This window comes from Ruegeria sp. BA12, assembly GCF_056539625.1.
On the sequence record NZ_JBQFVF010000001.1, the window covers coordinates 935,028 to 959,580 of the forward strand.

Here is a 24,553-nt window from a genome sequence, read left to right on the forward strand (position 1 = left end):
CACAAAGTTAAAGTGTTCGGTATATGTGCTTGATACATTCAGGATTGTGCCAAAATCAAAGGAAGAATTGTAATGGATACAATTTGGCCGGAATCGCTGCCAAAATCCAAGGGGCCGAAATATACTCTGGTCGCTGATACAATCAGAAAAGCGATTGATAACAAGTTGCTGGAGGTCGGGACAAAGCTGCCCCCAGTGCGTGAATTGGCGTATCGGTTACAAATCACGCCGGGCACAGTTGCGCGGGCTTATACGATTTTGACGGATGAGGGATTGTTACACGCCGAGGTCGGGCGTGGTACATTTGTCGCCCCGCCCAAATCGCCAATCCTGGATGATGTCTGGGCCCGTCAGCTGCATTTGCAAGACAACAAGTACAACGCCAATGTCAGCCTGTTCAGCCCACGATTGGCGGATGTTGGGCAGGTCTCGCTAATCCGGGAGTGCCTGCAAAAAGTGGCCCAGGCTGATCCGGGTCTATTTTTGAACTACCCGACCCGCGACGCCTATCAACCCATGCGGCAGGCGGTGGTGGAGTGGCTGTCTGACCTACCTTTGGGTGCATTGTCGCATGACGATATTGTGCTGACGCATGGGGGGCAAAATGGGCTGTGCCTTGTGTTTCAAACAATCCTGCGGGGGCCAAAACCGGTCGTTCTGGTCGAAGACCTTTCCTATGCCGGGTTCCGCCGGGCCGGGGAATTGATGCGCGCTGATGTGGTTGGCGTGAAAATGGATAAGTGGGGCGTCGATCCGTCCGCGATGGAACATGTCCTGCGCCAGACACCAGCACAAGCCATCTGCGTTTCACCAGAGGTACAGAATCCGACCGGCGCGCATACACCGCTTGAACGTCGGAAAGAAATTGTCGATGTGGCCCGGCGCTTTGACCTTCAGATCATCGAGGATGATTGTTATCGCATGGGCGACGCTCGTGAACCCAGCTTTCGTGCTTTGGCACCGGAACGGGGGTGGCATGTATCTTCAATCTCGAAAACTCTGACACCTGCGCTGCGTGTTGGGTTTGCTATTGCCCCGCGTGAGCGGAGCGTCGACCTGCGGCGTTCGGCGGAATACGGGTACTTTGGTTTGGCGCAGCCGTTGGCGGAATTGACCAGGTTGCTGCTGTCTGATCCTCGTACGCTGCAGATTGCAAGGGACGTGCGGGTTCGAATGGGTGAATATGTTCGCGTTGCGGTCAACGCCTTGGGCGGGTTCGATTTGAACTGGGCACCGGATGTGCCTTTTGTGTGGCTGAACTTGCCTTCGGGTTGGCGCGCCGCAGCCTTCAGCCGTGCGGCTGAACGAGAGGGGATACAGCTTCGGTCTGCCGATGAGTTCGCTCTGCGGGACGGACGGGCCCCAAATGCGGTTCGTATAGCCATGAACGGGCATGTGTCCCTGGAGCGGTTTGAGGATGCGATGCACAGGTTGCGGCGTCTGCTGGACAATCCGCCGGAACAGATCAGTGTTTAATCGTTCAATTCAGTGGGGTCGGATCACCAAAGAAACCCGCCAAATCGGATATTTTACCCCCGGCATCCAAACGAACAAAATCGTGACCAGACACAACGATACTGCCTTCTGGACTAACCATGTGCCAAGTGAAATGGACAACATCGTGATGGTTGGACGGTTCGCTTGTCAGTTCAACACGTCCACCAGAACTCTGTAGAACTTCGCCAATGTGATCGCACAGGTTCACGCGGCCATTCACTTCGGCAGTCGGGTCGACATAGCGGCCGTTTTCAGCAAAGCACTTTGTCAAAAGCACAAGGCGCTTATCCGGGTCCGTCTCTTGCCAGGATGCGCCGTAGTCAGCGATGGTTTGTTGCCACTCCATAGTATTCACGCTCCTTGAGTCGACTTGCTTATTCAGTATAGCGAGCGAGGCGGGGCAGGGGTAAAGGGGCTTAATCGTGGGGTAAAATAATACCTATTTTATAATGCATTGATATTACTATATTTAAAAGAGATTAGTGTTGTTGACCTGCGCTGCAGGGGCCTCTAAATACGCTCCATCGAATTCGGGCCGCTCTGATTTGGGGCGGTCTTTCACATCAAACAGGACTATCCTGCCATGAAAACCTTTTCTGCAACACCTGCAGACATCGACAAGAAATGGATCCTGATCGACGCCGAGGGCGTTGTTCTGGGCCGTCTTGCCTCGATCGTCGCCATGCGCCTGCGTGGCAAGCACAAAGCGTCGTTCACCCCGAATATGGACATGGGCGACAACGTCATCGTGATCAACGCTGACAAAATCCAGATGACCGGTAAGAAGCGCGAAGAAAACTTCTACTGGCACACTGGCCACCCGGGCGGCATCAAGTCGCGCACCAAGCAGCAGATCCTCGAGGGTGCACACCCCGAGCGCGTCGTGACCCAAGCGGTCAAGCGTATGCTGCCGGGCAACCGCCTGTCGCGTCAGGTTATGACCAACCTGCGCGTTTACGCCGGTGCCGAGCATCCCCACGAGGCGCAAGCGCCCGAAGTTCTGGACGTTAAGTCCATGAACAAGAAAAACACCCGGAGCTAATGACCGATGGCTGATCAGATCAATACTCTCGAAGAGCTGAGCGCCGTCGCAGGCGTTGAAACCGTGGCCGAAGAAGTCATCGTGCGTGAACCCGTGCGTGACGAGCTGGGCCGCTCCTACGCCACCGGTAAGCGTAAAGACGCTGTTGCCCGCGTTTGGATCAAGCCGGGTTCCGGCAAGGTCACCGTAAACGGCAAGGATCAGGACAAGTACTTTGCTCGTCCCGTTCTGCAGCTGATCCTGCGCCAGCCGTTCCAGGTTGCTGGTGTAGAAGGTGAGTTCGACGTTGTCGCAACCGTCAAAGGCGGTGGCCTGACCGGTCAGGCCGGTGCGGTCAAGCACGGCATCTCGAAAGCGCTGCAACTGTACGATCCGTCGCTGCGTGGCGCACTGAAAGCCGCTGGCTTCCTGACCCGCGATAGCCGCGTTGTGGAACGTAAGAAATACGGTAAGCGCAAAGCGCGTCGTTCGTTCCAGTTCTCCAAGCGTTAATCGCTGCAATATACAAATTTCAAACGGTCGCAAGAAATTGCGACCGTTTTCTTTTGGGCAATCAATATTTGACCGATACCCAGTGAGTAGTTTCTTTGGCCAAAGAGAGGTTTGTTGACTAACGCTCTGACTTCGAGAGCAAAGCGTTCTCGGCAACGGTCGTAAATTTCTCTCTGATCTGATTGATCTTGCGCCGGTTCAAAGACCGAAACCAGCGGCGAACGGGGATCATCTGCTTGCTACCAAAACTGTCTATCCACACCCAGCGGCCAGACCCGTCAGAAAACGTTTGATAGACAATATTGCCGGTATTCTTGTTGCTGATAAGGATCTGTTCTTCGATCAACATATCGAAGTGTTTGTGCAGAGAATTTAAGTGTTCTCGCGTAATGCGTCCGCTTTTGGCCAATTCCTTCAGGCTGGGCGACAACTGCCCGTCGGGTTCGGAAATTCGTTCATAGACGAGGGCAAGGCCGATATCGGTTTGCACAACACCCCGGACCTCGCAAACAGGAATAGCCTCATCCCTGTGCTGGTAACGCACCATAAGGTCAAAGGATTCGTGAAACTCGCGCAGGAAACCTTTGAATACAGTAGATCGCCGAAACGTTCGATCGAACCAAGTATCCCCTAATAGACCATCCTGACCATCCATTGTGTCAGGCTGCGGTATTTTTAGAAGCGCGTCTGACGTACCCGGGTGCATGTAGACAAACTGCCGATTACCCTGAGCAATCACCTCAGAGTTTTTGAGCCTTACCAGATTGTCGATTCGAGTCGTGGCCATGCTGTAAAATTATAACAGTTTCGTGATGGTGCAAGCTGTGGCAGTGCCTCTGAAATTCCACCTAAAAGGTACAAGCGACCGCCCAAATCATATTGGCTCAAATAAGTTGTATACCTTATTGGTAATAAATAGTTTTTTAGAGATAAATTGATTGTTCCCGAAGTTGGCAAACGAACTTTAGCACACCGATCAACGGCACCGTTCTGGCCAATCACGCCCACTGTCACAGCAAGAACGACACGCAAAACGAACCGAGGAGATTCCCTTAACCAGAGCGTCGTTTCGCTAAGGAGTGATGATTACCTTTCCGTCTCTCTTTGTCAGAGCGTTCGCCAAGCTTGACACCACATCTTTTAAGGTGAGCCGTTTTGAAATGTCGGTTTTCCATCGTCCGTCAGCGAAACGGGCCTGAACTTCCGCCACAACCCGCGCCTGATCAGCGGGTGGCGTGGATGTAATCCAATTGGTCAACCAGAACCCTTCAATCTGTTTTCCCATAAAGATGAGCTGACCAGCCTGTGTTAAAGTCGGTAGGTCGGGGCTGAGCTTTCCGTAGCAGATCCAGCGGGCATGGTTGGGCATAGAACAGAAAATCTGCTCGGACAGTTGGTCGGCCACCGCATCTAGAAAAACACGGGGTTTCAAACCCTTGCTAAGGTTAGCGAATTTTATAACAACATCTGGATCGGTGGTCACTAACACGTCCGATGCGCCAAGTTCCATTAGGGTGCCCACGGTTTCTGCCCGGCGGACCAAGGCAATCGGTTTCAAGCCGAGATCGCGTCCGAGGCCACACATCAGTTTGCCCAACTGACTGGTCGCTGCCGAAACGACAAACGCCTCTCCAGTTGTGCGCGCGATGTCGACCATTGCCATTGCTGTAAGAGGATTCACGATCTGAGCTGCACCATCCTCGTCGGAAATCTCGGGGCGCAGCGAAATGCACATTATCGCCGGGGCCAGTACGTATTCTGCCCACGCGCCGGAACCCGCAGTGACAAAGGAAACCCGCTGACCGCGCAATGCTTCGGCACCAGAACCGGTTGCGACGACATCTCCACACCCTTCGAATCCAGCCGGGGCACCTTTGACGCGCGGCTGCCCATATTCACCTTTGATGAAGTGGATGTCGGACGGATTGACCGAGGCCGCACGTAGTTTGATCAGAACTTGTCCGGGACCGGGCTCGGGTACGGGCAGTTCCACCTCGGCCAACCAATCCCCGGCGCTGTCGATATAAGGGCCAGTGGCTTCACCGGAATATCCGTCTTGTGTCAGAACGGTTGCGAACATGGTCGCGGGCAAGGTAGTCATGGACGTTCCTTCCGATTGAGCGGCGCAGCATTAAAGAATTTGAGTTGCGTTCTGCTGGATCGCAACCAATCAAATGCAATGTGGAAGACCAATCGACACGCAAGATGACGTGATTGGAATAATGATTACGCCAAAAGAGGACGGGCTGCCCCGAATGGCAGCCCGCCAAGTTTCACTGTCCTGACAGCAGATTGCTGAGTTCTTGGATCTTTGTCGCGATCGTTTCAGGCGATGCTTTGATATCGTCCAGAATTTGGATGGCTTGTGTTTTAAGGTTCTGCGCCAGATCGCTTTCCTGAACCGAGGCGACCAACGTGTCATAGTCAAAATTATCAAGGGTCAGTGTGCCGTCTTCAATCCATGAATTTAGTAGATCCTGGCCCTGAGTTGCCAAGGCGGCAACTTGATCACTGGCCTGATCAGCCAGATCCGTGGCTGTATGCCCTGCTTGTTCAGCCGCATCTGAGGCCTGTTCCGAGATGGAGGACGCGGCCTCACTGGCTTGCTCGGTCACAGAGCTTGCCGCTTCGCTAACAGCCTCAGAAGCGTCCTCTGCCGCCGATTGCAATTGTTCGGCGGGTGTGGGGTCTGGTTGGGTCGTGTAAAAATAAATTCCTGCGCCAGCGGCAATGATGACCACGGCCAATATGATAGTACGCGACATGTGTCTCTCCTTTGGAAAATGTGTCGCCGAGATGGGTCAAAATTACCCGAGTTCAAAGGGGAAATCCCGGAAATTCTTTTCAAATCCGTGGATTGAGCCATGCTATGCCTATCCGCGAAGAGCGAGCGGCAATAACACGCCGCTATACATTTAGATGCGCGGTTTCACGGCTCAGCATACGGATTCGTCCGTTTTAAAGGGCGATTGGAAGCTCAAGCGTGATGCTTGCTCCTTTTTCGACTTGGTTGATCGACACCGATCCCCCATGCCGTTGAGCCACGGCTGAAACGATTGACAACCCCAACCCGCTGCCTTCGGAATAGTCCAGTTGCGAAAACCGACTGAAGGCCGCTTCGCTTTGATCGGGCGAAAGGCCCGCTCCGTCATCCGCTACGGTTACACTGACCGCGCCTTCGTCACGCTGCAGCACAACAGAAATTCGGCTCAACTTGGTGCCGCCGTGCTTTACTGCGTTGTCCAAAAGGTTCTTCAGGGCCTCAGTTAAAAACACCCGATCACCGGACACCATGATCGCCGCCTCGGGCATCGTAACGTCAAACTCGATACCCTTCGCCAGGATGTGAACACCCATCTCGGCACAGGCTTCTTCCACAACCAAGCGGAAATCAATCTCATCCATTTGATCCTGGTGCGTCGGTTGCCTGAGCCTTTCAAGTGACAACAGTTGTTCGGCCACCGTTGCCGAGTTCTTTGCGGCTGACACAAGCTCGTGGATGCGTTTTTCTCGGTCTTCATCCGTTTTCGCATCCCGAAGCGCCTCGGCCATCGACTGGACTGCGGCCGCCGGATTCCGCAACTGATGAGCTGCTTCGGATATGAAAACCTGATGGGCGTTGATGCTGTGTTCGACCTGCCCAAAGAGCCGGTTCAAGGTCTTTACAACACCTTGCACTTCGTCCGGGACAGGACGCTTAATCTCACTTAAGTCATCTGGCGAACGAAGGTCGATTGCGTCCTGCAAATCCAGCAATGGTCTCAGGCCACGCGCCACGCCGAACCATACCACAACAGCCAAGGTGGCCAGCAGGATGCCCATGACAATTCCGGCGCGAATGGACAGTTCATTGGCAAATGCGTTGCGATCCGCCATCCGTTGCCAAACCGTGACCGTCGCATCACCAACAAGATTTTCCAAGGTCACACGTTCTGTCATCTTTAAAACGCGCACCGGTTCATCGCGGTAGATCGCTTCGAAAAACTGTGGCTTGTACACCTCTTGCACCGACGAGTTCGCGGATGCCGGAGGGTAGGCATAACCCGTCACGTAAATGCCGCCGGGGCCAGTCACATGATAGAAGATCTCACCGCCCGATGCGTCGCGGATCAGACTGCGTGTGGTGGGCGACAAAGCATCACCGCCCGAAATCGCCACATCACGCGAAATTGCCAGGCCAGCTGAGAGTAGACTGTCGTCAAAAAGCTCCTGAGCGGTCTTCTGGGCAACCATAAAACGCCAAAACCCAAGCAGCACTGCAAGCAGCACCAAAGGTGTCAGGATAAGAATGAACAGCCTTAGCCTGAGCGAGCCGTGGTTAATCACTTCTGCACCTCAAGCAGATACCCCAGACCGCGGGCTGTCTTAATCTTTATACCTAGGTTTTGAAGGCGCTTTCGCAGTCGCGACACATGAGGTTCAACAGCCGAAACCTCGACATCCGCCCCTACACCATAGACGTAATCAGTTAGTTGGCTTTTGGGAACGATCCTGCCCCGACGCTCCAACAGGCATTCCAGCACCGCTATTTCCCGTCGCGGAATATCCATCACCTCACCCTTAACGCTGACCTGACGAGCAGTGCGGTCGAACTCTAGGCTGCCGATGCTTTCCCGCGCTCCGTAATCAAGCTGTTTGCGGCGTGAAAGCGCCCGGATGCGTGCCTCCAACTCGTCCATTTCGAAGGGTTTGACCAGATAATCATCGGCCCCCATGTCCAAGCCAGACACCCGGTCGCTTGTCTCAGTGCGTGCAGTCAGCAGAATTACGGGCGCACTGTCTCCACGGTTGCGCAGCGATTTCAGAATTTCCAGCCCGGACCGGCCCGGTAAGTTGATGTCCAGAACGATCAAGTCCGCGCTTTCCTGTTCAAGATACAGGTTCGCTGCGTCGCCGTCGGTCAGTACATCTGCTGCATGTCCTCGGTCTCGCAGACGATAGGCAATTGCGTTGGCAAGGGGTTCATTATCCTCGACGATGACGATCCGCATCGGGTCTCCTGCAAGTTTCGCGCAAGGTTGGCACTCCATGATTGCCAGATGGGAGGGGGAATCAACCCCACAGTTCATTTACGATCATGGTGGCGCGACAGTCGCTGGCATGGTTGTCTGGTCAACAGGGAGGAACCAATGGCCATTTCCAAATTCACCCGTCGCGCCGTCGTGGGGCTGATTGCCGCCGCCGGTCTCACGGCACCCGCCGCAGCCGAGGTCGACTTCTCAGGCAAGACTATCGAATGGGTCATCCCGTTTTCGGAAACGGGCGGTTCGGCCAAATGGGCCAATTTCTTTGCACCACTTCTGTCCGAGGCTCTGCCAGGACAGCCAACCGTGGTTGTTAAGTTCATGCCCGGCGCAGGTTCGACCAAAGGTGCCAACTGGTTCCAGGAACAGGCGCACGATGATGGAACTTTGCTGTTCGGCACCTCGGGTTCGACACAGTTCCCGTATCTGCTGAGCGATCCGCGCGTCCGCTATGAATACAATGATTGGATTCCTGTGATGGCGTCCGGCACCGGCGGTGTCGCTTATCTGAACGCCGAGGACGGCGCCAAGTTTGATGGTTCCGCAAATGCACTGAAAGATACCAACTTCATTTACGGTTCGCAGGGCGCGACCCGGCTGGACCTCGTGCCGCTTTTGGCATGGCAAATGTTGGGTATGAATGTTGAGCCGGTATTTGGCATCAAGGGTCGTGGCGACGGCCGACTGATGTTTGAGCGCGGTGAAGCCAACATCGACTACCAGACGTCGTCCGGGTATCTGGGCGGTTCGGCACCGCTGGTCGAGGCCGGTCAGGCCGTGCCAATGATGACGTGGGGCGCACTGGACGCTGACGGTAACATCGTCCGCGACCCGACCTTCCCGGACATTCCGACCTTTAAAGAGGTTTGCGAGGCCACTGATGGTTGTGAAACCAGCGGCGAGGCCTGGGACGCATGGAAAGCCTTCTTCGTTGCTGGTTTCCCGGTACAGAAACTGGCCTTTCTGCCGGGCGACACACCGCAGGAAGTGGTCGATGCTTATACCGCCGCATTTCAGGCTGTGACTGAGCGCGGGGATTTTGCTGATATCTCTTCCAAGCGCGTTGGGAAATACCCGGTTTTCGTCGGTGACGGTTCTAAGTCGGCGCTGCAGACGGCAACCAATGTCGACGACAATGCCAAGGAATATGTCCTGAATTGGCTGAAAGAGGCCTATGGCGTCGAGCTGAACTAAGCCGATAAGCCGCAGCGCGCGCCTGTAACGAAGGGCGCGCGCTTTTCCATACACAAGACAATTTATGAAAGGCGGCCGCTATGGAGGTTTTCGCCACCGCTCTTCCTGCGCTTGGAGAGGCGTGGGGTCTGATCCTGCAACCCATCGTTCTGGGATACCTAATTTTGGGTGTTGTCATGGGGCTGGCCGTAGGGGTTTTTCCTGGCCTCGGTGGCATAGCCGGTCTTTCCCTGTTGCTGCCATTCATGTTCGGCATGGACCCGATCCTGGGGCTGGCGCTGATGATCGGAATGGTCGCTGTTGTGCCCACTTCGGACACGTTCGCATCTGTTTTAATGGGTATTCCCGGCAGCTCTGCTTCGCAGGCCACGGTGCTGGACGGGTTCCCTATGGCGAAAAAGGGCGAGGCTGCGCGGGCCTTGTCAGCGGCCTTTTCGTCTTCGTTGTTTGGCGGGCTCGTTGGCGCGACCTTCCTGACCATGTTCATTCTGATCGCGCGACCAATCGTGCTGGCCTTTGGCCTGCCCGAGATGCTGATGATCACCATTCTCGGCCTGTCGATGGTTGCTATTCTGGCGGGGCGCATTCCGCTGAAAGGCGTCGCCGCTGCGGGTTTGGGCCTGATGGTCGGCACCATCGGTGAGGCCGATGCGGGCGGGTCGCTGCGGATGGCGACTTACGACATTCCTTATCTGACAGACGGTCTGAAACTGGTCATCGTGGGCTTGGGTATTTTTGCCGTCCCCGAAATCGTCTCTTTGCTGCGACAGGATCGATCTATCGCCAAGGGGGCCTCGCTGGGGGCTGGATGGCTGGATGGTGTAAAGGATTGGGCTGCGAATATCTGGCTGTCGGTCCGGTGTTCGATCATCGGTGTGGTTGTCGGTGTCATCCCCGGCCTCGGAGGTTCGGTCGTCGACTGGATCGCCTATGGCCACTCGGTGCAAACCACCAAAGACAAGAGCAACTTTGGCAAGGGCGAAGTGCGCGGGGTCATTGGCCCGGAAAGCTCGAACAACGCGAAAGAGGGTGGTGGGCTTGTTCCTACTTTGCTGTTTGGTATTCCAGGTTCGGGATCGATGGCGATTTTCATCGGTGCAGTTGCATTGTTGGGGTCTGGCGACATTGAGGTTGGCCCGAGCATGCTCAAGGACAATCTCAACATTACCTATTCCATCGTCTGGCTGTTGGCGTTGGCCAACGTCGTTGGAACCATTCTGTGTATCGCCGCTTCGGGCGGTATCGCCAAACTGACAACCATCCGCTTCACCTATCTGGCGCCGTTCCTGTTCATGCTGATCAGCTTTGCGGCCTTTCAGTCTGGTCAGAATTTCGAAGATCTTCTGGCCTTGTTTGTCATCGGTCTGATTGGCATCTTCCTGCGCCGTTTCGACTGGTCGCGCCCGGCTTTCCTGATCGGTTTTGTCCTGTCAAACCCGGTTGAGAAGTTCACCAATCAGGCGTTCCAGATCGCCTCTTTCCGGTTCCGCAAAAGCTTTGGTGAGGGGATGGAGTACGTGTTCAGCCCAATCGTCATCGTGCTGATCGTGGTTACGGTTGTTTCGATCATTCTAGGTATTCGACAAGCCAAGATGATCATGGCCGAGGGTGATGTTCAAGCCGGCACCAAACGTGCGCCACTGATCTTCCTGCTGGTGATCATGGCCTATCTGATCGTCGCTTTGGTGAACGCCAATATGATCCCCGACTACAACATGACCGACAAGATCATCCCGCTGGTGATCGGCAGCGTGTCTTTGTTCTGTTGCGTTGTATTGCTGATCCAGATGACACGGCGGCCCGAGGGTGATCCAATCTTTGCAGACAAAGAGATCGCCGGCGAGGACGCGAGCGCGCCTCACGGCCTCTGGTCTACCTTGGCATGGTTCGCCAGTTTGATCGCGGCCACTTGGGTTGTGGGTTTCATCCTCGCCTTGCTTGGGTTCCTGATCGCCTTCTTTCGCATTCGTTCCGGGGCGGATTGGCGGTTAACTCTGATCCTGACCGCCTGCGGCATTGGCTTCATGTGCTTCATGGCAGGTGCTCTGAACCGGGATTTCCCGCCGGGTCTACTGCAAGACATGGTCAGCTTGCCATGGCCACTGAAGTAAGCGGTCCAATGATGCCCGACCTGATGAACAGCACGCAGCACGGGGCTGAATTCACAAAAAATCTCACACGGTTTGTAAAGGACGGTTCGCTATGACCCAGACAGCAATCCCGTATATTTTCATGCGTGGCGGCACTTCGCGGGGGCCTTATTTCCGCCGCTCTGATCTGCCTGAAGATCGGGACAGGTTGGCCGACGTTCTGGTCGCGGCCCTTGGGGCAGGGCAATCAATCAACATCGACGGGATCGGTGGCGGTACAGCGGTGACCACAAAGGTTGCAATGCTGTCGGTCAGCGACGATGACTGGGCCGATATCGACTATTTCTTCGCGCAGGTTTCGGTTGAAGAGAAGTTGGTCGATTTCAAACCCACCTGCGGCAACATCCTGTCCGGCGTCGCTCCGGCTGCGATCGAAATGGGTTTGTTCCAGCCACAAGGTGATGTGACGGAGGTTCGCATTCGCGCAGTCAACACGGGTGCCCGTGTTGTAGCCAAAGTGCAGACACCGGGGGGAGAGCTGGTTTATGAAGGCGATGCAGAAATCGCCGGGGTACCCGGGCAATCAGCGCCGGTACAACTTAGTTTCATGGGAGTTGTAGGATCAGCCACCGGTGCGTTCCTGCCCACCGGACACCTGCGCGATACAGTGCAGGGGATCGAGCTGACCTGTATGGATGTCGCCATGCCAATGGCCATCGCTCGGGCCTCAGATTTCGGCCTGACAGGGTATGAAAGCGCTGATGAGTTGGATGCCAACCGCGGTTTCTTTGACCGGATGGAGGCGGTTCGGATCGAAGCCGGAAAATTGATGGGCATGGGGGACGTGTCAAAATCAGTGACACCCAAATTCGGCCTTGTCGCGCCCGCCAAGAAAGGTGGAACCCTAGCAATTCGGTATTTCATGCCGTGGAAGACTCATCCGACCATGGCCGTTACCGGCGCACAATGTATGGCGTCTTGCGCTTTGACACCCGGAACAGTCGCCGACAGTTTGTTGGATCGACCCGAGGCAAGCCCGGCTGATGTTGTGCTGGAACATGCATCAGGCAACATCGACGTGTTAGTGGACTTTTCAAATGGCCGGGAGTTCAAAGTCAACTCAGCAGGTCTGGTGCGGACCGCGCGGAAGTTGGCGGATGGACATGTCTATGTGCCGGAATCTGTATGGAACGGGAGTTGAAAAACGGATCATAAGTTGGTATACGTTGGTATACAATTTAAGGGTGCCACGATGGACGACTATTCTGAATGCCTTGATATTGCGCGTCAGGAACTCAGGTTGGCGCAGGCGGCCCTAAGGCGGGACATGTCGGAATACCCAACACCGATCGCCGGATGCGATGAGCAGTTCAACCATTTACTTGATCAAAGCGAACGCGTTCGAAGTGCGCTTGCCGCACTCGACGCGCAGCATTTTGTGCCGACACCAAGAAAGCTGACAGCAGGGCAGGGTATAGAAAGCCGATGAAGGTTCACATTCTGGATGATTGGTTTGATACGCTGCAGGGTCTGCCCTGTTTTGGGAAGCTTTCCAAACATGACGTGAAGGTCTGGACCGATCATGTCGAAGACACCGACGAACTGGCCGCGCGCTTGCATCAGGCTCAGGCGCTGGTGCTGTTTCGCGAACGCACCAAAATCAGTCGCGCCTTGATTGAAAAACTGCCCAACCTGAAACTTATCAGCCAGCGCAGCGTGTACCCCCATGTCGATGTGCAGGCATGCTCGGACCACGGCGTACTGCTGTGTTCGAACATGCATGGCGGGACGCCCTCATATGCCGCTGCCGAACTCACCTGGGCGCTGATCATGGCTGGGATGCGCGATTTACCTGCACAGATAGCCTCGGCCAAAGCGGGGCATTGGCAAGCCGGAGTAGGCAAAACACTGAGGGGGCGGCAGCTGGGCCTTTATGGCTATGGCCGTATTGCCCGCGCCGTCGCTGGTTATGCCGAGGCGTTCGGTATGAACGTCGTCTGGTGGTCTTCGGACGAAGGACGGGCACGGGCACAAGCAGATGGAGTACAGGTCGCGCCCGACCGCGACGCGTTCTTTGCCAACAGTGACGTCGTCTCGATCCATGTGCGCCTGAAACCAGACACGCATGGGATAGTCACGGCGTCAGATTTCGCGCAGATGAAATCAGACGCGCTGTTTGTGAATACATCCCGTGCAGGGCTAATTGTTCCCGGTGCGTTGCTTGACGCGTTAAACGCGGGTCGTCCTGGTAAGGCCGCAATTGATGTCTTTGATACAGAGCCCCTTACAGATCCGAATGATCCGTTGCTGTTGCATCCCAACCTGATCGCAACCCCGCATATCGGTTTCGTCACCGAAGATGAGTTCGACCTGCAATTTGCCGACATCTTCGATCAGGTTAACGCCTATGCCGAGAATGCTCCGATTCACATGATCAATCCCGAGATTTGGACCAACGCAAGATAAGATTGGCCGCGATGGGCGCGCCGATGATGACCAGAACGATCCGCGTCAGGTGGTGGGTGATCACAAAGCCAAGATCTGCCCCCGAAACGATGGCTAGAACCGTCATTTCAGCCTGTCCGCCGGGTGCGAAAGCAAGAAATGCCTCAACCGGCTGACCGAAGCCCAGTGTAGTGACGACAGCAGTAAAGGCGGCCGCAAGTATGGCTAGCACGACGACATAGGCAAAGCCCGCTGCAACAACCCTGCGCAATTCACCCCATGTGACGCCAATAAATTTTACACCGATCCCGCAGCCGATAAAGAACTGCGCCGCAAGGATGGCCTCGCGCGGCGGGCGGGTATGAATGAAGTCCCCCAGAGACAGCGCCGCAGTCAGTATCATTGGTCCCAGTATGGACGCGCCGAACAGGCCGATCCGTTCGCCGCCTTTCCAGCCGACAAAGGCCGCCAGAACCATAAGCGCCAGTTCACGCAAGGGCAGGTCGCGGGCGGGCTCTCCGATAGGGTTGGTGAGTTGTGCGTCGTAAAACACGGTTAAAAACAAAGGGGCCAGCGTCACGATGATCAGCACACGCGTGCCATGGATCAGGGATAGGGTACGCGGGTTTGCCCCGGCTTCGGAACCGAAGATGATCATGTCCTGCAATCCACCGGGCATAGCCGCGTAGAAAGCGGTTGTGGTGTCAAAGCCCCAGACTTTTCGAAAGAATGGCACCCCAACCAGCGCGATCAAAAGGATGAAGAACGGGATCAGCGCGATCGATGCTGCCATCTTTGGCAATTCAACAAACAGGGCCGGTGTAATAGACGCCCCAACCGCCACACCCAATATTGTGCGAGCCGCGACTGAGACCTGACCGAAACCCGCCATGGGGGCATGAGCCAAGGCAGCAATCAGACAAGCGCTCATTGGGCCGAATAGAAAGGGCAACGGCAAGCTCAATGCCCAGAATACTCCCGTTCCCAATACTGCAAGGCCGAGTGTTACGGCCCGTCTTAACAACAGAGAAGATGTCTTTAACTGGTCGGACAAGGGAAGAATTCCGGCGTTGTTGACTCACAATGTATCCATTTGTATACATAAGGACACACAATGACAAGAGAGCCCGCAATGACAATTCAGGACGACCCTTTCCAGCCCGGTCCGCAAGGAAATTCCGCGTATAAGCGTTTGCTGGAAGAAATTCGCGAAGGCACGCTTTTGCCCGGCGAACGCCTGCGCGAGGTCGAGTTGTCCGAACGGTTAGGCGTCAGCCGTACCCCCGTGCGTGAGGCGATACGGCAGCTTGAGGCCGACGGCCTTGTTACCCATGTTCCCCGGCAGGGCGCGACCGTTCGAAGTCTGGATTACGCCGAAATCATGGAGCTTTATGAAATGCGCGCGGTGTTGGAAGGTACCGCAGCCCGGCTGGCAGCTCGCGCGGCGTCAGAAGTCGAGCTGGATGAGCTGGACGTGCTGACAGACCGGCTGGCCGAAGCGGGCACCGGTACAGATACGGCACGGATTAACAGAGTTTTTCACGCCACTTTGCTTGACGCGGCCAAGAACCGGTTTTTGACGAAATCCATGCTGTCGCTTCAAAAGGCGCTGTTGATCCTTGGGCCATCGCAACTGCTGGATGGTGACAGGGCTGAGGCGGCAGTGGCCGAACATCGGCGCATCATGGTCGCATTGAAAGCCTGTGATGGTGCTGCGGCCGAGATGGAAATGCGAGCGCATATTCAGGCCGCGCAACGGATGCGGATACGTGCGTTGCAGGAACGCGACCGCACAATCGACGAAAGCCAGTAGGTAGTCAGGACATGGTCCCCAAAAGTAAAGCTTACGATATCGCTGTGATTGGCGGCGGCAATGCTGCCCTCTGTGCCGCGATGACCGCTGCCGAGGCAGGCGCCCGAGTTCTGATCCTTGAAACGGCGCCAAAACCGTATCGCGGAGGAAACTCTCGCCACACGCGTAATTTCCGCTGCATGCACAGATCTCCTCTTGGTCCACTTATCGAAGAATACAGCGAAGACGAATATCTCTCGGATTTGATGAAAGTCACCGGCGGAAAGACCGATGAGCATCTGGCCCGGCTGGCAATCCGTTCTTCAGAAGAGTGCCTAACGTGGATGCAGGAACATGGGGTTCGCTTTCAGCCATCATTGTCAGGAACGCTGTCTTTGGCACGGACCAACGCATTCTTCATGGGGGGTGGCAAGTCGTTGGTGAATGCCTATTACCGCACGGCGGCTAGTCTGGGCGTTGATGTGCTTTATGAGGCTGCGGTTACGCATCTGGAACTGAGCGGTGACCAAATCGAGTGGGTCGATTACACCTTTGAAGGCCAGTCGCATCGCATCACACCCAAAGCAGTGATTGTCGCCTCGGGCGGGTTTCAGGCCGATACCGATTGGCTTACGCGTGCCTGGGGTGAGCCAGCAAAGAACTTTTTGATCCGGGGAACGCCCTACAACCGGGGTGTAGTGTTGGCAGACCTTCTGGATCAAGGCGTCGAGAGCGTTGGAGATTCGACTCAATGTCACGCCGTTGCCATCGACGGACGCGCGCCGAAATTCGATGGCGGGATTGTCACTCGTCTTGATTGCGTGCCGTTTTCCATCGTTGTGAACAAAGATGCCGAACGGTTTTATGACGAGGGTGAGGACGTCTGGCCAAAGCGCTATGCGATCTGGGGACGACTTGTAGCAGCCCAACCGGATCAGGTGGGCTATGTGATTATCGATGCCAAATCGCTGAATTTGTTTATGCCGTCAGTGTTCCCGCCGTATAAGGCGGATACGTTGGAAGAATTGGCCGGGATGATGGGCCTGCCAGCCGAAAAATTGACCGGGACTGTGGGCGAATTCAATGCAGCTTGTGGTGACACAACGGGCTTTCATCCAACTGAATTGGACGGGGTTGCAACCTCTGGTCTGACACCGGCCAAGACCAACTGGGCCCGCCCGATCACCGAGCCACCGTTCTATGGCTATTCGCTGCGCACCGGCGTGACCTTCACCTATCTGGGTTTCAAGGTCGACGATACCGCTCAGTGTTCGACTGATGACGGTAAGATCAAAAACCTTTGGGCCGCCGGAGAAACCATGGCCGGGTCGATCCTTGGACAAGGTTACTTGGCGGGCTTTGGCATGACCATAGGAACCGTTTTTGGACGCATCGCAGGACGTGAGGCCGCCGCTTATGCAAACTGAACTGATACAAGAGGCCCGTCGTCAGGCCGAAATTTGCAACGCCTGCCGGTATTGCGAAGGCTATTGCTCGGTTTTTCCATCCTTGCATGCAGAACGCGCGTTTTCCGATGGGGACATCACGCAACTGGCTAACCTGTGCCACAACTGCCGGGGTTGCTATTACGCTTGCCAATATACAGCTCCGCATGAGTTCGACCTGAAGCTGCCGAAAGCTTTGGCCGAGGTGCGGCGGGACAGCTGGGAAAGCTTCGCTTGGCCGCAACCTCTGGCGCGTCGGTTCCACGCCCATGGTGGCGCCATAGCCGTGGCGCTTGTGATCGGATTTGCCCTGCTGTTCTGGGCCATTCGCGCCATTGGATCGAACGGAGGCGAGGGCTTCTATGCCGTCCTGTCGCATAATGCGATGGTCGCGATCTTTGCGCCTGCCTTCCTGCTGCCGCTCTTTAGTATGGCTTTAAGCCTAAGGCGCTATTGGGTCGAAGTCGGCGGCAAGCCTGTTCAAATTGCGGACGTGACAGCTGCTTTCAAACGCGCTGGTAAGATGCAGGATCTTGCTGCTGGGCACGCAGAGGGCTGCAATTTTGAGGACGAAGATCGCTTCAGCCAAGCGCGGCGACACATTCACCAAGCCATAATGTATGGCTTCCTGTTGTGCTTTGCGTCAACTTCGGTCGCAACGGTGATGCACTATGGCTTTAGCATGCATGCGCCCTATGGGCTCTGGTCCTTGCCTAAACTGCTTGGAATTTCTGGCGGCGTTTTGCTGACAGTGGGGTGCGGCGCCATGGTGTACCTGAAACAAAAATCCGACCGCAATCTCGGTGATCCCTCCGCGTGGGGAGGGGAGATCGCTTTTACCCTGTTGCTTGGGTTTGTGGGGTTGAGTGGGCTCGGTCTTTATGCCCTCGGATCAACAACCATGATGCCAGCGCTGCTTGCCGTCCATCTTGGATCGGTCCTGACGTTCTTTGTTTTGATGCCGTATACCAAGATGGCGCACGGTTTTTACCGGCTTGCAGCTCTTGTCAGGGATGCGCAAAGGAAAAGAGGCTTGATGTCAAACAGTTAAAAACCAATCGCAGCCGGGCGTGGGACAAACCGTATCGCATCATTGGTCTGAGAGTACCGTGGCCAAGGGTGTCATGGCGAAGAGACAGGAAATCGAACCCTGGGTGGGCTTACACTCACAACGGTTTGCGAGATCTATTTCGACATCAAACGGAAGTCCTTGGATCGATACAACAAGGGCTTTGTGACGGCAAAAATAGTCAAGCACGGCGGGGAGGGCAGTCATTCGCGGCCATTGCATACGGCTATCAGTTTTAAAGATAAAGCAGGCAAACAGGCTATTACGAGTTTGAGAAAAACAGCGAGTAATTTGTCACCGACCGGAGAAGGCGACCATTGGGGCACACCGAATACGGTTGTAACCGTTGAAGCATCGCAGATGGCAGTTGGTGTTGAAATGTTACGGGCGGCGAAGTGAGCACTTTACCGCCCGTTACGCGGTCACGACCTCAGTCCACCGCAAGCTCCGTGATTTCGCGGCGGAATGGCAGGTCGTCACCAATGTCTTTACCGTCAAGCTCACGCGCATAGCGGTGGCCGGCATAGGTTGCCCAGGCGATTGGGCCCGGTGCGTTGGCATCCCCAATCAACTTGACCGACTTGATACCTGCATCCGCCCATTCGACCTCGCGGGCTTTCAGGTCATTGAAAACGGCGTTGTTTTCAAGGCGTGACGCCACCACCACAACCGCATCCGCCTCAATCTTCCAGGTTCGGTCAGTGTAGACGCAGTTCGAGACCACGTGATCCGGGTGGACTTCGGTGACACCCTGGTTGAGGACGATCTCGACACCTGCATCCACCAGTCGCGGGTGGATTGCGATTTGCTCGAGCGTGTTGTTCGTCCAGTCACTGACATAAGCCGACGGAGTAACCAGTGTCACCTGCGCACCGTTCTTGGCTAGAAGTTCGGCAAGAACGCCGCCCATGTAATAGTGGTCATCGTCATACACCACCACGCGGCCCGATGGGATTGTGCCACCCATCAGATCGTCCGGTGTATAAACCTTGGCGCCTTCGGCAATCGGCATTGGCACGACGTGCTGACGCGAGACCCCGTCCTTGCGCCATGTGGATCCCGTGGCGATGCAGACATTTTCAAAACCGAACTCCAGAATGCTCTCGGCACCCAACTCGCTTTCGCGATAGATTTCCACGTTCGGACGTTGGCTAAGTTGATAGTCGCGATAGTCCACGACACGGCCCCAAGCCGACAGCCCCGGAAGCAGACGTTCGCGGGCCACGCGACCGCCGATCACATCACGCGCCTCGGCCACGGCGACGTCATACCCCCGGCGACAAAGAGCCCAGGCAGCCTCAAGCCCGGCGGGGCCAGAACCTACGACAAGCACGTTCGAGCTATCCCCCTTGTCGTTCATCTTCTCCGGGTGCCAGCCTTTGCGCCATTCTTCCATGAAGGTCGGGTTTTGGGTGCAGCGGCTGATTGACATGGTCATATCGCCAGTGATGCAGATGTTACACCCGATACACTCTCGGATGTCCTCGATCCGGCCCTCTTCGATCTTTTTCGGCAGAAACGGGTCAGCGATCGACGGTCGGGCGCAGCCGATGAAATCCAGTGTGCCAGACTTGATCATCTTGGCCATAACATCGGGCGAAGTGAACCGTCCGACCCCAACGATCGGTTTTTCGGTCAATTCATGAATGCCACGCACCAGTTGTTCCTGGGCAGCCTCTTCTTTGAACCGCGAAGGGCCAGAGCAATCCTCCCAAGTACCCTGCGCAAGATCCCAGAGGTCGGGCAGGTCTTTGTTCATTTCGATGTAGTCACGCACCTCGGCATTCGAGAAACCCAGATCGCCAATGGTCTCGTCCAACGACACCCGAAGCGTGATCGCCATCGTATCGCCCACGGCGTCGCGCATATCGGCGATAACCTCCTGGCTGAAACGGGCGCGGTTTTCCAGTGAGCCACCATATTCGTCGCTGCGCTGGTTGGTTGCCCTGCTGAGGAAGTGTTGGAAGATACCAAACCCATGCGCGCCATACAGGCAGATCACGTCGAAACCTGCTTCTTTCGAGCGTTTTGCGGCATTCACGAACCACCGGCGCAAATCCTTGATGTCCTGCTTGTCCAATGCGCGTGCCTGCACCGGATCATTGGTAAAGGTCCGGATCGGCATGGCAGAAGGGGCCAGTGGCACCTCTTTGGTATAAAGGTTGGGACCGTTGATGCCTGAATAGGCAAGCTGAATGCCAGCCAGGGCACCATGGGTTTTCATGCGCTCGGACATCTTGCGCAACTGGGGGATGTCTTTGTCTTCCCAAAGGCGCAGCTCGATAAATGGGGTGATTTCAGATGTATGGTGCATTTCGCACTGTTCGGTGAAGATCACGCCCCAGCCACCCTCAGCCTTGATGCCTCGCATCGCAGCCGCCGCCGATGGGTCGCGATATCCACCACCGTTGCAGTGAGGCACCTGATAGAACCGGTTCTTGGCTGTTAGAGGACCGATTTTCGTCGGTTCAAACAGGATGTCATAGCGTGGATCGCGCATAGCTGGCTCCTTATGGATGGCTAAGATGATGAAGGGGCCGTGTCGCCCCAAAAGCGGGATTACAGACCAGCGGCGACTTCGGTGATGGCGTCTCGCAGGATGGCTTCGATACGGTCAATCATCGGCTCGTCCATGATCAGCGTCGGAGACAAGATGAGAACGTTGCCGAGCTGACGAGCAATCAGACCGCGTTTCTGACAAGCGCGTGCGACTTTCAGACCAACTTGCACCTCTGCCGGATGGCCTTCCTTTGTGTCGCGATCCTTGACGAATTCGACCCCCATCATGAAATGGCTGCCACGCACTTCGCCGACCATTTCGATATCGGTCAGGCCGCGCAGGTTGTTTTCAAACTGCTTCCCGGTTGTCTGCACACGCTTAGGAATTTCTTCACGCTCCATAATTGCGATATTGGTCAGACCCGCTGCCGCAGCTGCTGGATGGCCCGAATAGGTCATGCCGTGCAGGAACATTCCGTCGGGGCCTGAGATGACCTCATGAATATCGTCGGAAACGATCGTAGCAGACAGCGGCTGATAGCCTGAGGTCAGACCTTTGGCCGTGGTGATGACGTCGGGCACCATGTCAAACACGTCTTCTGATGCAAAGAAATGCCCAAGGCGACCAAAGGCGGTAACGACCTCATCAGCAACGTATTTGATGTCGTTAGCTTGACAGACCTGCCACGCGCGCTTGTGGTAACCAGCTGGCGCGGTCACGACACCACCCGCGCCCTGGATCGGTTCGGCGATGAAGGCACAGATGTTCTCGGCACCAATACGCTCAATGCTTTGCGTCAGATCGTCGATCAGGGCGTCGAGGAACTCGGCCTCGGTCATATCACCGCCTTCGCGCCAGTAATGGGGCGAGCGCAGATGATGCACCAATTCACTGGCCGCGTGCCAGCCTTCGGAATAACCGGGCGTGGTCATCGCCATCGCCAGATGGGTCGAGCCGTGATAGGCCCCGTGTCTTGACAGAACCAGTTTCTTTTCCGGCTTCCCTTTGCGGATATTGTAGTGATGCAGCATCCGAATGGCACTGTCATTGGCGACGGAACCGGAATTGCCAAAATACACGGCGTTCAAATGACCCGGTGCAAGTTGCGCAATCTTATCAGCCAGTGCTGCTGCTGCCGGGTGCGTGAAGTTGTAAAAGGTGGAATAATAGTCCAGCGTTTTCAGCTGATTGGAAATCGCCTCAATCATTTCATCATTGCCGTGGCCGATATTGACACACCACAACCCGCCGATGCCGTCGATCAGTTCATTGCCATCGCTGTCGTAAACATATGCGCCCTTTGCGCGCGAGATCACGGTGCGCGCGCCTTGTTGCTTAAGTGCGTTTAGATCAGCGAAGGACTGAATCAGGTGTTCGTCCTGTGCAAGAATTTCGAGTGTATCTTTGGCCATGATCAACCCCTTTGTTTTCGCGATGCAATTCCGCTGATCCGGTGAGGCTTGTTAGGAACCACCAACGTGTTGGCGACAGCATACCACCTATATTCATATCAAAGGTTACTTAGGCTGATTTGAGGGGTATATACCCCCAGGGGGGTATTCGAAATGTCAACTGTTGAAGCACCAGACGCTCTATCAGCCGCTATAATGGCAATAGGATCAGAAGGGTTCGGCGATGCGCTCTACAGGTGGCTGGATGCAACCTGTTCCTTCGACAACTTCGCAATCATCGCATTTTTTTGGCGCAGCAGCCCGATGGTACTAATGACCCATGCCCGCGACAGCCGCGTTTTTGAACGGATCGACAGCCACTATGTCAAAGGCGCTTATCTGTTGGATCCGTTTTATGGCCTGCATCAAAGCCGCGCGGCGGACGGTCTTTACAGATTGACCGATGTTGCCCCGGATCAGTTTCAACGGAACGAGTACTTTAAATCCTATTACACAAACACGACGTTGACGGACGAGCTGGCCTTTTACGCCGGTCTCAACCCCATGAGTTCGATCACCGTTTGTCTCGGCAGGGACGCAACCACCGCATCGCGTTTTTCCAGCAGGGATTTTGCCATCGCAAAAAATGTCGCGCCGATCGTCAATGCGCTGGTGAGAAGGAATTGGCCTGATCTGAAGCCCTCGAATGAAAAAAAGTCGGAAGATATCGTCGCGCAACTGCGTCAGCGTTTGTCTGTTGAACAAGATATCGGATTAAGTCCAAGGCAGGCGCAGGTGGCGTTGTTAATCCTGCAGGGTCATTCATCGATTTCTATTGGACTGACACTGGGTATCAGCCCTCAGACCGTCAAGGTTTTGCGTAAGCAACTCTACCGGAAATGTCATATCTCTTCGCAGGGTGAACTATACTATCTGATCGCGCCGTATCTGTCGGAAAGCGGACAACCGGCTGGGAAACAAGGGCAATTCCCGGCGGGTTAGTCAAAGCCTAATTAAGAGTAAGTTAGACAGTAATTTCGTCTGTTCCCAACTTGTGAAACCTTTACCCGGAAACGTGCAAAACGTGCTGGAGTGGCACAGGAAACGGAACGCCAAAGCGACCCTTGTTCGGTGTTGGTCGATGCGATGGCTCCGCTCTGATGTCTTCTGTTTTGAAAGTGCAAGGTCTTCGGCCCGTTGTGGTCGTTCGTCCGTCCAGGCAGCGCAAGATGCACGCGTACAACGACCATTTCAGGTCAATTCGAGACGCAGTAATAGGGAACCGACACATGTCCATTGAGAAAACGGATACGCTGGTTGTTGGCGGCGGGCAGGCGGGTATCGCGCTAAGCGAGCACCTTGGAAACAACGATGTGCCCCATATCATTCTGGAAAAGAACCGAACTGCCGAGGCGTGGCGCACCGGCCGTTGGGATGCATTGGTTGCGAATGGACCATGCTGGCATGACCGTTTTCCCAGCCTCCAGTTTAACGGGGATGACCCGGATGCGTTTGTGCCAAAGGACCGTGTCGCCGAATACCTGGTTGAATACGCAGAAATGGTGAACGCCCCAATCCGCGAGGGTGTTGAGGCACTGAACGCCGAACGGTTGCCCGGCGAAGGTGGGTTCCGTGTTAAGACGACCGCCGGTGAAATCCATGCCAAGCGCATTGTCGCCGCAACAGGCGCTTTCCAGCACCCGGTTATTCCGCCCATTGTGCCGGAAACGGCCGGCGTCGAGCAACTTCATTCCTTTTACTACAAAAACCCCGAGCAACTGCCCGAAGGGGCGGTGATGGTTGTGGGCGCCGGCTCGTCCGGTGCTCAGATTGCGGATGAGTTAAATCGCGCCGGTCGCAAGGTGTTCCTGTCTGTTGGTCCGCATGACCGGCCCCCGCGTCGCTATCGTAGCCGCGATAACGTTTGGTGGCTGGGCGTTCTGGGACTCTGGGATATGGCTGCACAGAAACCAGGTACTGAACACGTCACGATCTCGGTCAGCGGCGCGCATGGCGGCCACACGATGGATTTCCGCCGCTTGGGAAATGAAGGGGTGACCCTTACCGGGATGACCAAAAGCTTCGAGAACGGTATTCTCAGCTTTGCCGATGATCTCCAAGGCAACGTCGCTGCGGGCGATGCCAACTACCTTGAAATGCTGGACATGGCGGACGCCTACATCGCTCGTACTGGTATTGATTTGCCCGAAGAGCCAGAGGCACGAGAGCGGTTTGCTGATCCCGATAGCCTAACCAATCCCCTGACTTCAGTCGATTTTGCTAAGGAAGGCATCACGACAATTATCTGGGCGACAGGCTTCCGTCAGGATTTCAGTTGGATCAAGGCCGACGCCTTTGACGCCAAAGGCGCACCGATCCATCAGCGAGGCGTGTCTGTCGAGCCCGACATCTATTTTCTGGGCCTGCCTTGGCAATCGCGACGCGGTTCAACCTTCATTTGGGGCGTCTGGCACGACGCGAAATACATCGCCGATCAGATCGCTATTCAACGCGCTTATGCCGAATACGACGGCGAAGCTGCGATCATCGCCCCCGCCGCGGCGGAATAAGT

At 55.5% G+C, this 24,553-nt stretch carries 23 protein-coding genes; 14 read left to right on the plus strand and 9 right to left on the minus strand.

The genetic code is table 11. From position 1 onward, the window contains the following. Positions 1-72: 72 nt before the first annotated feature. A complete protein-coding gene (locus ACR0B0_RS04610; RefSeq protein ID WP_170394003.1) occupies positions 73-1,476 on the plus strand; it encodes an aminotransferase-like domain-containing protein in 1,404 nt (467 codons plus the stop codon). Between the two features lie 4 nt (positions 1,477-1,480). On the opposite strand, the gene ACR0B0_RS04615 is transcribed toward ACR0B0_RS04610, so the two are convergent. Beyond that, positions 1,481-1,843, minus strand: coding sequence for a nuclear transport factor 2 family protein (locus tag ACR0B0_RS04615; RefSeq protein ID WP_480646609.1), 363 nt, complete (start codon positions 1,841-1,843; stop codon positions 1,481-1,483). Positions 1,844-2,080: 237 nt separating this feature from the next. Between ACR0B0_RS04615 and rplM the strand changes: the two genes are divergently transcribed. Together rplM and rpsI are read left to right on the plus strand one after the other, a co-directional pair. Continuing rightward, complete coding sequence (gene rplM / locus ACR0B0_RS04620) at positions 2,081-2,539, plus strand: 50S ribosomal protein L13 (protein ID WP_170348665.1); 459 nt, start codon at positions 2,081-2,083, stop codon at positions 2,537-2,539. 6 nt (positions 2,540-2,545) lie between these two features. Continuing rightward, positions 2,546-3,031: a 30S ribosomal protein S9 gene (rpsI, locus tag ACR0B0_RS04625; protein ID WP_039535473.1), complete on the plus strand. Its 486-nt coding sequence runs from the start codon at positions 2,546-2,548 to the stop codon at positions 3,029-3,031. A gap of 118 nt (positions 3,032-3,149) precedes the next feature. Here rpsI and ACR0B0_RS04630 read toward each other — a convergent pair whose 3' ends face one another. The 5 genes from ACR0B0_RS04630 to ACR0B0_RS04650 all read right to left on the minus strand — a co-directional run bounded on the left by ACR0B0_RS04630 (position 3,150) and on the right by ACR0B0_RS04650 (position 8,022). Next, positions 3,150-3,818, minus strand: coding sequence for a YrbL family protein (locus tag ACR0B0_RS04630; protein WP_480646611.1), 669 nt, complete (start codon positions 3,816-3,818; stop codon positions 3,150-3,152). A 285-nt stretch (positions 3,819-4,103) separates the two neighbouring features. Beyond that, a complete protein-coding gene (locus tag ACR0B0_RS04635; RefSeq protein ID WP_480646613.1) occupies positions 4,104-5,132 on the minus strand; it encodes an alcohol dehydrogenase catalytic domain-containing protein in 1,029 nt (342 codons plus the stop codon). 172 nt (positions 5,133-5,304) lie between these two features. Then, a complete protein-coding gene (locus tag ACR0B0_RS04640) occupies positions 5,305-5,796 on the minus strand; it encodes a hypothetical protein (protein ID WP_480646615.1) in 492 nt (163 codons plus the stop codon). 193 nt (positions 5,797-5,989) lie between these two features. Continuing rightward, complete coding sequence (locus ACR0B0_RS04645; RefSeq protein WP_368040130.1) at positions 5,990-7,357, minus strand: sensor histidine kinase; 1,368 nt, start codon at positions 7,355-7,357, stop codon at positions 5,990-5,992. Next, complete coding sequence (locus tag ACR0B0_RS04650; RefSeq protein ID WP_170409815.1) at positions 7,354-8,022, minus strand: response regulator transcription factor; 669 nt, start codon at positions 8,020-8,022, stop codon at positions 7,354-7,356. Before ACR0B0_RS04650 ends, ACR0B0_RS04645 begins: the two co-directional genes overlap by 4 nt. 138 nt (positions 8,023-8,160) lie before the next feature. Between ACR0B0_RS04650 and ACR0B0_RS04655 the strand changes: the two genes are divergently transcribed. From ACR0B0_RS04655 to ACR0B0_RS04675, 5 genes are all read left to right on the plus strand, one after another. Further along, on the plus strand, positions 8,161-9,249 hold the full coding sequence (locus ACR0B0_RS04655; RefSeq protein ID WP_170409817.1) for a type 2 periplasmic-binding domain-containing protein: 1,089 nt from the start codon (positions 8,161-8,163) through the stop codon (positions 9,247-9,249). 80 nt (positions 9,250-9,329) lie between these two features. After that, positions 9,330-11,360, plus strand: coding sequence for a tripartite tricarboxylate transporter permease (locus ACR0B0_RS04660; RefSeq protein ID WP_480646618.1), 2,031 nt, complete (start codon positions 9,330-9,332; stop codon positions 11,358-11,360). 91 nt (positions 11,361-11,451) lie between these two features. Further along, positions 11,452-12,540, plus strand: coding sequence for a 4-oxalomesaconate tautomerase (locus ACR0B0_RS04665; protein WP_480646620.1), 1,089 nt, complete (start codon positions 11,452-11,454; stop codon positions 12,538-12,540). Between the two features lie 51 nt (positions 12,541-12,591). After that, positions 12,592-12,828 carry a hypothetical protein gene (locus tag ACR0B0_RS04670; protein WP_480646622.1) on the plus strand — a complete coding sequence of 79 codons (237 nt, stop codon included), beginning with the start codon at positions 12,592-12,594 and terminating at the stop codon, positions 12,826-12,828. Next, positions 12,825-13,805, plus strand: a complete 981-nt coding sequence (locus tag ACR0B0_RS04675) for a D-2-hydroxyacid dehydrogenase family protein (protein ID WP_480646624.1) — start codon at positions 12,825-12,827, stop codon at positions 13,803-13,805. Before ACR0B0_RS04670 ends, ACR0B0_RS04675 begins: the two co-directional genes overlap by 4 nt. Here ACR0B0_RS04675 and ACR0B0_RS04680 read toward each other — a convergent pair. Next, on the minus strand, positions 13,774-14,748 hold the full coding sequence (locus ACR0B0_RS04680; RefSeq protein ID WP_480646626.1) for an AbrB family transcriptional regulator: 975 nt from the start codon (positions 14,746-14,748) through the stop codon (positions 13,774-13,776). The genes ACR0B0_RS04675 and ACR0B0_RS04680 overlap by 32 nt on opposite strands. Positions 14,749-14,916: 168 nt before the next feature. Here ACR0B0_RS04680 and ACR0B0_RS04685 point away from each other — a divergent pair, with 168 nt between their 5' ends. The 4 genes from ACR0B0_RS04685 to ACR0B0_RS04700 all read left to right on the plus strand — a co-directional run bounded on the left by ACR0B0_RS04685 (position 14,917) and on the right by ACR0B0_RS04700 (position 18,489). Further along, positions 14,917-15,597 carry a GntR family transcriptional regulator gene (locus tag ACR0B0_RS04685; RefSeq protein ID WP_480646628.1) on the plus strand — a complete coding sequence of 227 codons (681 nt, stop codon included), beginning with the start codon at positions 14,917-14,919 and terminating at the stop codon, positions 15,595-15,597. Between the two features lie 11 nt (positions 15,598-15,608). Next, positions 15,609-17,003, plus strand: coding sequence for an FAD-dependent tricarballylate dehydrogenase TcuA (gene tcuA / locus ACR0B0_RS04690; protein WP_480646629.1), 1,395 nt, complete (start codon positions 15,609-15,611; stop codon positions 17,001-17,003). Next, the gene (tcuB, locus tag ACR0B0_RS04695; protein ID WP_480646631.1) at positions 16,993-18,072 is read left to right on the plus strand and encodes a tricarballylate utilization 4Fe-4S protein TcuB; all 1,080 of its coding nucleotides are present in this window, start codon (positions 16,993-16,995) and stop codon (positions 18,070-18,072) included. Before tcuA ends, tcuB begins: the two co-directional genes overlap by 11 nt. Positions 18,073-18,231: 159 nt before the next feature. After that, complete coding sequence (locus ACR0B0_RS04700) at positions 18,232-18,489, plus strand: hypothetical protein (protein ID WP_170348678.1); 258 nt, start codon at positions 18,232-18,234, stop codon at positions 18,487-18,489. A 31-nt stretch (positions 18,490-18,520) separates the two neighbouring features. On the opposite strand, the gene ACR0B0_RS04705 is transcribed toward ACR0B0_RS04700, so the two are convergent. Both ACR0B0_RS04705 and ACR0B0_RS04710 read right to left on the minus strand, forming a co-directional pair. Next, positions 18,521-20,590 (minus strand): oxidoreductase, encoded by a 2,070-nt coding sequence (locus tag ACR0B0_RS04705; protein WP_170348679.1) that lies wholly within the window; start codon positions 20,588-20,590, stop codon positions 18,521-18,523. Positions 20,591-20,649: 59 nt separating this feature from the next. Beyond that, the gene (locus tag ACR0B0_RS04710; protein ID WP_480646633.1) at positions 20,650-22,002 is read right to left on the minus strand and encodes an aminotransferase class III-fold pyridoxal phosphate-dependent enzyme; all 1,353 of its coding nucleotides are present in this window, start codon (positions 22,000-22,002) and stop codon (positions 20,650-20,652) included. Positions 22,003-22,197: 195 nt separating this feature from the next. Between ACR0B0_RS04710 and ACR0B0_RS04715 the strand changes: the two genes are divergently transcribed. After that, positions 22,198-22,983 carry a helix-turn-helix transcriptional regulator gene (locus ACR0B0_RS04715; RefSeq protein ID WP_480646635.1) on the plus strand — a complete coding sequence of 262 codons (786 nt, stop codon included), beginning with the start codon at positions 22,198-22,200 and terminating at the stop codon, positions 22,981-22,983. A gap of 287 nt (positions 22,984-23,270) precedes the next feature. Continuing rightward, the gene (locus ACR0B0_RS04720; RefSeq protein WP_480646637.1) at positions 23,271-24,551 is read left to right on the plus strand and encodes a flavin-containing monooxygenase; all 1,281 of its coding nucleotides are present in this window, start codon (positions 23,271-23,273) and stop codon (positions 24,549-24,551) included. The last annotated feature ends 2 nt before the right edge of the window (positions 24,552-24,553 follow it).